This is a genomic window from Brachybacterium sp. UMB0905 (genome assembly GCF_002871795.1).
Classification (GTDB): domain Bacteria; phylum Actinomycetota; class Actinomycetes; order Actinomycetales; family Dermabacteraceae; genus Brachybacterium.
Map to the genome: position 1 here is coordinate 232,047 of NZ_PNHL01000006.1, position 9,429 is coordinate 241,475.

Below are 9,429 nucleotides of genomic sequence, written 5' to 3' on the forward strand. Positions count from 1 at the left end.
CCCCGTAGCATCGGCCCCATGCTTTCCGCCGCGCCCCGCCGCCTGCTCGCGCTGCTCGCCGCCCTGGCGAGCGCGCTGCTGCTGCTCGGGGCCCCGGCAGCCCGCGCCGAGGACCCCGCGGCACCGGCCCCGCCTGTGCGCCTGGTCATCGCCACCGCGGGCCTCACCTGGGAGGACGTGGACGCACAGACCACCCCGGCGCTGCAGGACCTGGCCGATGGGGCGAGCCTCGCGGCGATGAACACAACCTCCACCACGGTGGTCTCCACGAAGCGGCAGGGCCTGGAGACGCTGCGCACGGGCTTCCGCGGCCGCGCCGAGGATGCCCCCCGCACCGCCGGGATCCCGACCCCGCCCGAGGATCAGTGGGCGCAGCTGCCCGTGGAGACCGTGGAGATCGACGCGACAAGCCAGGTGCCCACCGATCAGATCGAGCAGGCCCTCGCCGGGGAGACGATCGTGCTGGTGGATGTCGGCTCCGTTCCTGACCATGGGGACTTCGCGCGCACCGATGCCCTCGCGGCGCTCGATGACCGGGTGGGGCAGGTGCTCGCCGCACGCGCGGCTGCGGAGACCGGCGTGGAGGGAGTGGCTGAGGATGACCCGCTGCGCACTCTGCTGGTGTCCGTCGCCGCGACCGATCCGGCGGATCCGGATGCCGTGGAGCGCACCGGCGCGGTTGCCTCCCGCACCGTGGGCCTCCAGGTCGCGATCGACACCCTCGGCACAGGCGCCCCGGGGCCGGCGACCCTGCGTAGCGGCGCCACGAAGCAGGACGGGATCGTCATGCTCACTGATGTGGCGCCGACGATCCTCTCCTCCTACGACTCCTCCGCGACCCGGAATCTGCCCGGTCAGCGCGTCGTTCCCGTCCCGCACGATGCCGCGCAGCAGCTCGCGGTGGATCGCTCGCAAGCGGCGCGCCTGGTGGATCGGGCGACGTTGCCCGCGCTCGGCTCCTGGATGGCGCTCGGCGTTATCGGGGTGGTGATCCTGCTGGTGCCGCCGCTCGCCCGGCGGCCGCGTCTGGCCGCGGTGGGGCGGGCCCTGGCGACGATCGCGCCGCTCGCCCTGCCGGTCGGGCTCGTCGCGCAGATCGTGCCGTGGTGGCGGGCGGAACATCCGGCGCTCGCGCTGACCGCTGCGGTGTGGGCGGGCAGCGCCCTGCTCGCCGCGGTGGTGTTGTTCGGGCCGTGGCGGCGGCATCGCAGCGGCCCCGTCGGGGTGGCTGCCGCTCTCATCGCGGGGATCATCCTGCTGGAATCCGCGGCCGGCTCCCATCTGCAGATCTCCAGTCCGCTGGGGGCGCAGCCGATCTCCGGCGGACGCTTCTACGGGCTCTCCAATCACCTGTTCGGCCTCGTGCTCGCCGCGACGATGATGGCGCTGCTGTGCCTGTTCCTGCACGTGCATCGGCCCGTGCTCCGGGTGATCGCCACGGTCCTCGTGGGCGGCACCGTCGCGGCGGTGTGTCTGGCCCCCTCGATGGGGGCGGACTTCGGCTCGGGGCTTGCGACGATTCCGGCCTTCGGGCTGCTCGCGCTGCTGGTCTCCGGGGTCCGGCTGCGCGTGTGGCATGTGCTGGCCCTCGGTGCTGGGGGTGTGGGCGTGGTCTTGGGCGTGAGCGTCCTGGACTGGCTGCGCCCCCCGCAGCAGCGCACCCACCTGGGGCAGTTCATCGACGAGCTGCTGGACGGAGATCTGCTCGCGGTGATCGTCCGCAAGCTCGCGCAGAACGTGCAGATGCTCACCGGGTACTGGGCGCTCGCGCTGGTGGTGGCGCTCGCCGTGGCGCTGTCGGTCGCGATTCTGCTGCCGCGCCGCCTGCGCCTGCAGCGCCTCGTGGGGCTCGATGAGCAGCATCCCGTGGCCTACCGGGTGCGGATCGCGCAGGTCGCTGGCGCCTGGGTGGGTTATGCCGTGAACGACACTGGGCCGGTGCTGGTCGCCGCGATGCTCGGGATCTGGCTTGCGCACCTCCCGGCGGTCCTCCCGGACCCGGGCACGACGTCCCCCGAGAGGGCGCAGGAGTCCTCCCCCGCGGGCGCCTGAGTCAGCTGTTCTCCGCCTCGACCGCCGCGTGAATCACGAGCGAGGTGTACTCGTCAGCGGACAGCGGCGTGCCCACCGACGATGGGATCTCCACCTCGTCCCGCTCCAGGTGGGAGGCGATGATCACCGCCTGCTCCGGGGTGAAGGGCCCGGTCACCGGCGCATCATGCATCCGCACCGCGAGCATCTCGAGATCCACCCCGGCGAGGAACACGACGTCATCGGGCGCAAACGGCCCATTCACGGGCAGGTCCCGCAGCAGCGCGTCCAGGTGCTCGACATCCCGATCCCCGAGCGCACGGGTCTGCGCATCGGAGAACGTGCTGGAGACCGGCAGCGTCTCCAGGGCCGCGCGACGCCGCTCCGCCCGAGCGGTCTCCTCCGCGCCGTCACGGGCCGGGGCTGCCGGGGTCTCCGGGGCTGCCGGGGTCTCCGCGGACGCCGGGGCGTCGGTGGTTGCCGGGTCCTCGGGCGCATCGGCCCCCTCCACGCCCCCCTCTGCCTCGACGTCCTCGACCACCGGGGAGAGATGGCGCCGACGGGCGAGGGCCCGCAGCACATCACGCAGCTGCGCGGCGCGGTGCAGCTGTCCGGCGAGGTCCTTCCCGGTGGCCCGATGGTGCAGCTCGCACGGCACCTCCTTGACCCAGAACCCGGCGGTCAGCGCATCGATCGACAGGGACGTCTCCACCCCCCAGCCGGCCGCGAGCGGCTGGCAGGCCTCCCAGGTCTCACGGGTGATGCAGCGAGTGCCGGACAGCGGCTGGGTGGCCTCCCAGCCGGTAGCGCGGGCGATGCCGCGTCGGGCCGTGCGCACCACGATGCCCATCCCCGCGGCACCCTCCTGCGGGGGCAGCAGCGCGATCGCCATGTCCACACCCTCCCCCAGCACGGCGTCCACGAGCGGCTGCGCGCCGGTGGCGGATTCGCCCATATCGGCGTCGAGGAACAGCAGGGCGCGCGGCTCATGCCCCTCCGGTTCGATGACCGGCAGCGGCCCGGTGTGCCCGGGCACGCGCTCCTCGGTCCGGTCCGGCTCACCCCCGTCGGCCGTGGGCTCCCCCTCCGCGCGTTCGGTGTCCTCGCGCATGGCGACCATCTGCGCGCCGGTCGCCATGGCGGCGGCCTTGCCGCGGTTGCTCGCGTGACGGACCACGAGCGCGCCGGTGCCCATGGCCACGGCGGCCGTCGCGTCGGTGGAGCCGTCATCGACCACCACCACCATGTCCACGCCGGTGATGGCGCGGGCGGCGCGGATGGTTGCCTCGATGCGCTCCGCCTCGTTCTTGGCGGGGATGACGACGGCGACCCGCGCGGGGCGGTGCGCCGTGAGCGGCCCCGCCGTGCTCATCGCAGCGTCACCTGCCGGGCGACGATGCCGCCGCGGGCCCGCCGCTCGAGCGCCGTCAGCGGCTCGGTGGAGGCCAGCGCCTCCTCGAAGCGGGCCCGGAAGCCCTCGGCGGCCTCCTCGACAGGCCCGACGCCGGTGCCCTTGGGCAGGTCCCACACGGGGATCGCGAGGCCCTCGGCGCGGAAGGATCCGACGTACTTCGCGCCCTCGCAGATCGCGGACTCGCGGCGGGCGTGCAGGCGGGTCACCGCGTCGATGACGGTGTCCTCATCGGCGTCCAGCACCCAGCGCACATGCTCCTTGGGGCCGGCATCCACCCAGTAGGCGTGCGGCAGGCCCGCCACCGGCTTCGTGGGCATGATCGAGTCATTCGCCTGAGTGATGGCCTGCTGGATCTCGCGCGTGCGCTCAGCGCTGGGGTCCAGCCAGAAGTCGAAGGTCTCCTGCACCTGGATCTCGAAATCGCCGTCGAGGTCCAGGATGTCCTGCAGGCGCGGGGAGTCCTCGGCAAGCTGCACGGAGGTCACCGGGGTGCCCTCTTTCTGCGCGATGGCCTGACGGATCGCCTGGCCGATGCCGCGCGAGAGGTCACCGCCCGGATAGGGCGCCTGGATGCCGACTGTCACGGTGCCATCCGTGCGGCGCACCGCAGGCCAGGTCATCGGCAGGATCGTGGCGAGCTCCACGTCCACCTGCCCGTAATCCTCGGTGGTGCGGGCGGCCATGGTCGCGGCGGGGATCAGCTGGCGCATCGCCACCAGGTCCTGCTCATGAGGCAGGCCCTCGAAGGGGCGGCGGACCAGGTCGTTGTGAGAGGTCGAGGTCATGCCGGGAGTCTACCGAGGCGCGTGGTCCCCGCGATCCTCACGCGCCGCAGTCGCCGTCGGTCTCCACGGCCAGGGAATGCAGCGCGATGGAGGTCGTTCCCCTCCACGACTCAATGAGCACGGTGCCCCCGGCAGGAGCCTCGGTTCGCACACCGTAGGCAGAGCCGCCCACCTACTCCGGGCGGCCCGTCGGGTCCAAGCCGTGAGCCTCTAGCACAGCGTCGATTCTCTTTTTCCGTTCCGACCACGTCGGGTCACCTTCGGGGAGCGCAAGCGGGGTGGACCACTCTCCGGGGCGCCAACGGCAGACCCCATCGTCATCCTGTGCCAGGTGTCCCCCCGTCGGCCCTTCTCATGCCAGCTCGTCATCCAGGGCGACAGCCTCCTGCAGCTCCCTGACCAGAGCGGCGACCTCCACCTCCGCCTCCGGCAAGGGGAGTGCACCATCGCCCGGCCCGCATCCGGCGGCAGCGATCACGAGCAGTCCTCCCAGCAGTCCTCGACCCAGCGCCATCGCGCGAGCCGCGAGGTCCACCGTCATCCCGCCCGCTCCTCCAGCAGCTCCCGAGCCCGCTCCTCGAGGTCCCCGGGCGGCACCCCGTCCAGCAGGTGCAGGGCGAAGTCCTCGCTGATCCGCTCGAACATGGCGGTGCCGCGCACGGAGTTGCCATGCAGGTCCAGCTGCGGGGCATAGGTGGCGATGCCGAAACGGCCCGGGAGCGCGGCGATGATCCCGCCGCCCACACCGGATTTCGCGGGCATGCCGACGTCGCTCACCCAGTCCCCCGCGTTGTCGTACATCCCGCAGGTCAGCATGACCGACAGCACCTGCCGGGCGGCCTCGCGGGAGAAGATGCGGCGACCCGTCAGCGGGTTGCATCCACCCTGGGCGAGGGTCGCTGCCATCACCGCGAGGTCCTCCACGGCGGTGAGCACGGCGCAGCATTCCGTGTAGCCGCCGACGACCTCCGCCGCGTCGTCCTCCATCGCCGCCGCAGCGCGCAGCATGTAGGCGAGCGCGAGGTTGCGGTCCGAGGAGGTCATCTCCTCCTCGAAGGTCTCCCGGTGCAGCGGAAGCTCCCGGCCCGCGGCGCCATCCAGAATCTTCCGCAACCGCTCGACGCGCTCCTCACGGCTCGTGCCGAGCATCGCGTGGGTGCGGATCGCCCCGATGTTCACCAGCGGGTTCTTGGGCTTCTTGGTGCGGGCGTCCAGGCTCAGGGCATTGAACTCCTCACCGGAGGGCTCCTCATCGACATGCTCGACCACGTACTCCAGACCGTGCAGGTCGATCGCCGCACCGTAAGCGAAGGCCTTGGAGATGGACTGCAGCGGGAAGGCGTGGTCGGTCCCCGCCGCGGCCACCGTCCCGTCGGTCCCGCAGACCGCGATCCCCAGATGGTCCTCGCGCGCCCCGGACAGCCGCGAGAGCGCGGGGATCTCCCCGTCGGACTCCGCACCGCCGGTGATCCCCCGATCTAGGGGCGCATCCTCGGGGGCGATCATGGGCTCGGCCTGAGGAAGGCCCTCGGCAAGGTGGTCCAGGTAGGTTTTCAGCGCGCTGGTCACGTGCCCGACGCTACCCAAACCCGGGGCCGACGAGCCCGGTGCGCCGCACCCGGCCTGGCCGGCGCACCTCGGGATACCGTGAGGTATGAGCTCGACGCCGATGCTGGACACCGACCTCGTGGCGCGCCACGCCCTCGCGCATGACGCCTCGCACTACCTGCTGATCCCCGAGGCGGTCACCGCCCCGGCCAGCGAAGGCGAGGTGGTGGCGCTGCTGCGGGAGGCCACGCGCACCCGTCGGCCCCTGACCTTCCGTTCCGGCGGGACGAGCCTGTCCGGGCAGGCGCAGTCCGCGGCGGTGCTGGCCGATGTCCGCACCGGCTTCCGCGATATCGAGGTGCTCGACGACGGGGCGCGCGTGCGCGTGGGGCCGGGTGCGACGCTGCGGCAGGTCAATGCGCATCTGCTGCGGCACGGGCGGCGGCTGGGCCCCGACCCGGCGAGCGAGGTGGCGTGCACGATCGGCGGGGTGATCGCCAACAACTCCTCCGGCATGGCCGCGGGGATCACCGAGAATTCCTACCGCACCCTGGAGTCGCTACGGTTCGTGCTGCCGTCCGGCACGGTGGTGGACACCGCGGCGCCGGGGGCCGATGAGCGCCTGCGGCGCGAGGAGCCTGCCCTGCATGAGGGCCTGGTGCGGCTGATGCGGCGAGTGCGGGATTCGGCGGAGTCCGTCCGGGTGATCCGTGAGCGGTTCGCTCTGAAGAACACGATGGGCTACGGCATCAACGCGCTGCTGGATTTCGAGGAGCCGGTGCAGGTGCTCGCGCATCTGATCGTCGGCTCCGAGGGGACGCTCGCCTTCGTCTCCTCCGCGACCTTTCGCACCGTGCCGATCCCCGCGCAGGTGGCCACCGGGCTGCTGGTGCTGCCCTCGCTGCAGGCGGCCACGGCGGCGCTGCCGGAGGTGGTGGAGGCCGGTTTCGCAACCGCCGAACTGCTCGATGCCCGCTCCCTGCAGGTGGCGCAGGAGCTTACGGGGGCGCCGCAGGAGATCACGGGGCTCGCCGTGGACGAGCATGCGGCGCTGTTGGTGGAGCAACGGGCGGATACCGCCGCTGAGCTCGAGGAACGCTGCGGTGCGGCGCTCACGCTGGCTGAGCGGCTGGGCCCGTCGGCCCCCCTGGAGATGACCACCGAGGCGGGGCGGCGCACCTCCCTGTGGACCACCCGGAAGGGCCTGTATGCGGCGGTGGCGGGGGCACGCCCGTCGGGCTCGACGGCGCTGCTGGAGGACGTGGTGGTGCCGGTGCCGCAGCTTGAGGGCACGTGCCGCGGGCTACAGGATCTGTTCGCGGCGCACGGCTACGACGGGTCCGTGATCTTCGGGCACGCGAAGGACGGCAATATCCACTTCCTGCTGAACGAGCAGCTGGGCGCGGGTGGAGCGCGGCTGGAGGCGTTCACCGAGGACATGGTGGAGCTGGTGCTCGGCGCGGGCGGGAACCTCAAGGCCGAGCACGGTACCGGCCGGGTCATGGCGCCGTTCGTCGAGCGGCAGTACGGGCCGGAGCTGTATGCGGTGATGCGCGAGCTCAAGCAGCTGGTGGATCCGGCGGGGATCCTGAACCCCGGGGTGGTGCTCACCGAGGATCCGCACGCCCATATGCAGGATCTGAAGCCCGTGGTGGGGATCGAGGAGGAGGCCGACCGCTGCGTGGAGTGCGGGTACTGCGAGCCGGTGTGCCCCAGCAAGGACCTCACGCTCACGCCGCGGCAGCGGATCGTGCTGCGGCGCGATGCGGAGCTCGCCGAACAGCGCGGTGATACTGCGACGGCGGCGGCGATCCGAGAGTCGTACGAGTATCAGGGCGAGCAGACCTGCGCCGTAGACGGCATGTGCCTGACCGCCTGCCCCGTCGGCATCAACACCGGTGACCTGGTGCGACGCCTGCGCGCCGAACGGAATGGGGCCGCAGTGGGGGCCGGGTGGAAGGCCGCCGCCGGGCACTGGGACACGGTGACGCGGGCGGCATCGGCGGCCGTGAGTGTGGCCGGGGCGATGCCCGCGGTGCTGCCGCGCGCGGCGACCGGGATGGCGCGGGCGGTGCTGCCGCGGGATGTGGTGCCGGAGTATCGGCCGGAGCTGCCGCGACGAGGTGGGGGCCGACGGACGCCGGGCGCGCGCGGGGATGCGGGCGGCCCGATGGCCGCGGTGTACCTACCGGCCTGCGTGCACACCATGTTCGGGGCCGATGCGGGGCCCGGCGTGCCGGAGGCCGTGTCGGTCCTGGCTCAGCGGGCGGGGGTGCGCCTGGTGGTTCCCGAGGGCGCGGCGTCCCTGTGCTGCGGCACGCCGTTCTCCTCCAAGGGCATGCGCGCGGCGAAGGAGCGGATGCGCACGCAGGTGCGGGATGTGCTTGGTGAGGCCGATGTGGTGGTGGTCGATGCCGCGAGCTGCACCGAGGGCATTGCCGGGCTGCTCGAGGACACGAACGCGCAGGTCATCGACGCAGTGACGTTCGTGCGGCGAGAGCTGCTGGGACGGCTCACGGTGCGGAAGAAAGTCGGGTCGGTGACGGTGCATCCCACCTGCTCGACCACACATTTGGGAGCCACCGAGGATCTGGTGGCGATCGCCGAGGCCTGCGCGGAGGAGGTTGTGGTGCCGGTGGCCTGGGGCTGCTGCGGTTACGCGGGAGACCGCGGGATGCTGCACCCGGAGCTCACGGCATCCGCCACCGCCGCGGAGGCCGCCGAGGTGGGGCAGCGGGAGACGGACTGGTACGTCTCGGCGAACCGGACCTGCGAGATGGGCATGACCTCGGCGACGGGGAAGCCGTACCGGCATGTGCTCGAGCTGCTCGCGGAGGTCACCGGCGGGGCGTGATCGGTGGTGGGGCCGGGGCGGCGGGGTAGAACGCTGCCGTACCACGCGGGATGGTGCCGGGGCTGGGCGCTGCCGGGGCTGGGCGCTGCCGTGCATCGTGGCGCCGCGGGAGCTAGGGAGTCTTGGTCGAGGTAGAGCACTGCCGTACCACGCGGCGCTGCGGGAACCAGTGCCGCGCGACGTCGGGCCACAGGCTCCAGTGCCGCGGAGGACCCTGCCGCGCGAGCCGGTAACGCGCAGCAGATGACACCAGGGACTCGGGGCGCGTATCGAACATTGTTTCGACACTCCCGACGCGGCGCCGAAGAGTCATTCCACAGCCTTACATCAGAGGCCCGCAACGCGGCGCGACAGGTGCGTAGTCCCTATTACCACATGCCTCCGACAGACGAGTCGTGGGCAGTGGATAAGTCGTCCACCTGTGGATATGACTGTGGATGGCGGCCTGTGCGCCGCGGTGAATTCGCCGTGAGATGTGGAGGGACATTGCGGCCTTTCCTCCACAGTGGGGGTTTATCCACAAATTTGTCCACATTTGCTGCGAGGCCTTCCGTGGGTGGGGTTTGGGTGGGATCATGGAGGTGTTCGGAAAGGTTCGATGTGGCGCCGGAAAGGGGGTGCGTGATGGGACTCGATGATGTACAGCCGGGCAGAGCTGGTTCGCGGCCGCGTGGTGTCATAGCGTCGAAGCAACACCCCCGGTCGGCGGGGGTCTGATCGGTGGAGTGTGCGGATGGCGCGGGTGGGGTTGTCGTTCAGTGACAGGTCGGAGATCTCGACGGCCTCGAAAGCGGGCT

The 9,429-nt window shown here is 71.8% G+C and carries 6 protein-coding genes; 2 read left to right on the top strand and 4 right to left on the bottom strand.

Features of this window, described 5'->3' with window-relative positions:
• Window positions 1-18 precede the first annotated feature (18 nt).
• Window positions 19-2,052, top strand: a complete 2,034-nt coding sequence (locus tag CJ197_RS08050; protein WP_102236242.1) for a hypothetical protein — start codon at window positions 19-21, stop codon at window positions 2,050-2,052.
• Window position 2,053: 1 nt separating this feature from the next.
• Here the strand turns inward: CJ197_RS08050 and CJ197_RS08055 are convergent, their stop codons facing one another.
• The 4 genes from CJ197_RS08055 to glsA form a co-directional block, all read right to left on the bottom strand.
• Window positions 2,054-3,403 (bottom strand): glycosyltransferase, encoded by a 1,350-nt coding sequence (locus CJ197_RS08055; RefSeq protein ID WP_102236216.1) that lies wholly within the window; start codon window positions 3,401-3,403, stop codon window positions 2,054-2,056.
• Window positions 3,400-4,230 (bottom strand): DUF5926 family protein, encoded by an 831-nt coding sequence (locus CJ197_RS08060; RefSeq protein WP_102236217.1) that lies wholly within the window; start codon window positions 4,228-4,230, stop codon window positions 3,400-3,402. Before CJ197_RS08060 ends, CJ197_RS08055 begins: the two co-directional genes overlap by 4 nt.
• Before the next feature lie 352 nt (window positions 4,231-4,582).
• The gene (locus CJ197_RS08065; protein ID WP_102236218.1) at window positions 4,583-4,771 is read right to left on the bottom strand and encodes a hypothetical protein; all 189 of its coding nucleotides are present in this window, start codon (window positions 4,769-4,771) and stop codon (window positions 4,583-4,585) included.
• On the bottom strand, window positions 4,768-5,799 hold the full coding sequence (gene glsA, locus CJ197_RS08070; RefSeq protein ID WP_233190740.1) for a glutaminase A: 1,032 nt from the start codon (window positions 5,797-5,799) through the stop codon (window positions 4,768-4,770). The genes CJ197_RS08065 and glsA overlap by 4 nt, the downstream gene beginning before the upstream one ends.
• Before the next feature lie 85 nt (window positions 5,800-5,884).
• Here glsA and CJ197_RS08075 point away from each other — a divergent pair, with 85 nt between their 5' ends.
• Window positions 5,885-8,632 carry an FAD-binding and (Fe-S)-binding domain-containing protein gene (locus tag CJ197_RS08075; protein WP_102236220.1) on the top strand — a complete coding sequence of 916 codons (2,748 nt, stop codon included), beginning with the start codon at window positions 5,885-5,887 and terminating at the stop codon, window positions 8,630-8,632.
• Window positions 8,633-9,429: the final 797 nt, after the last annotated feature.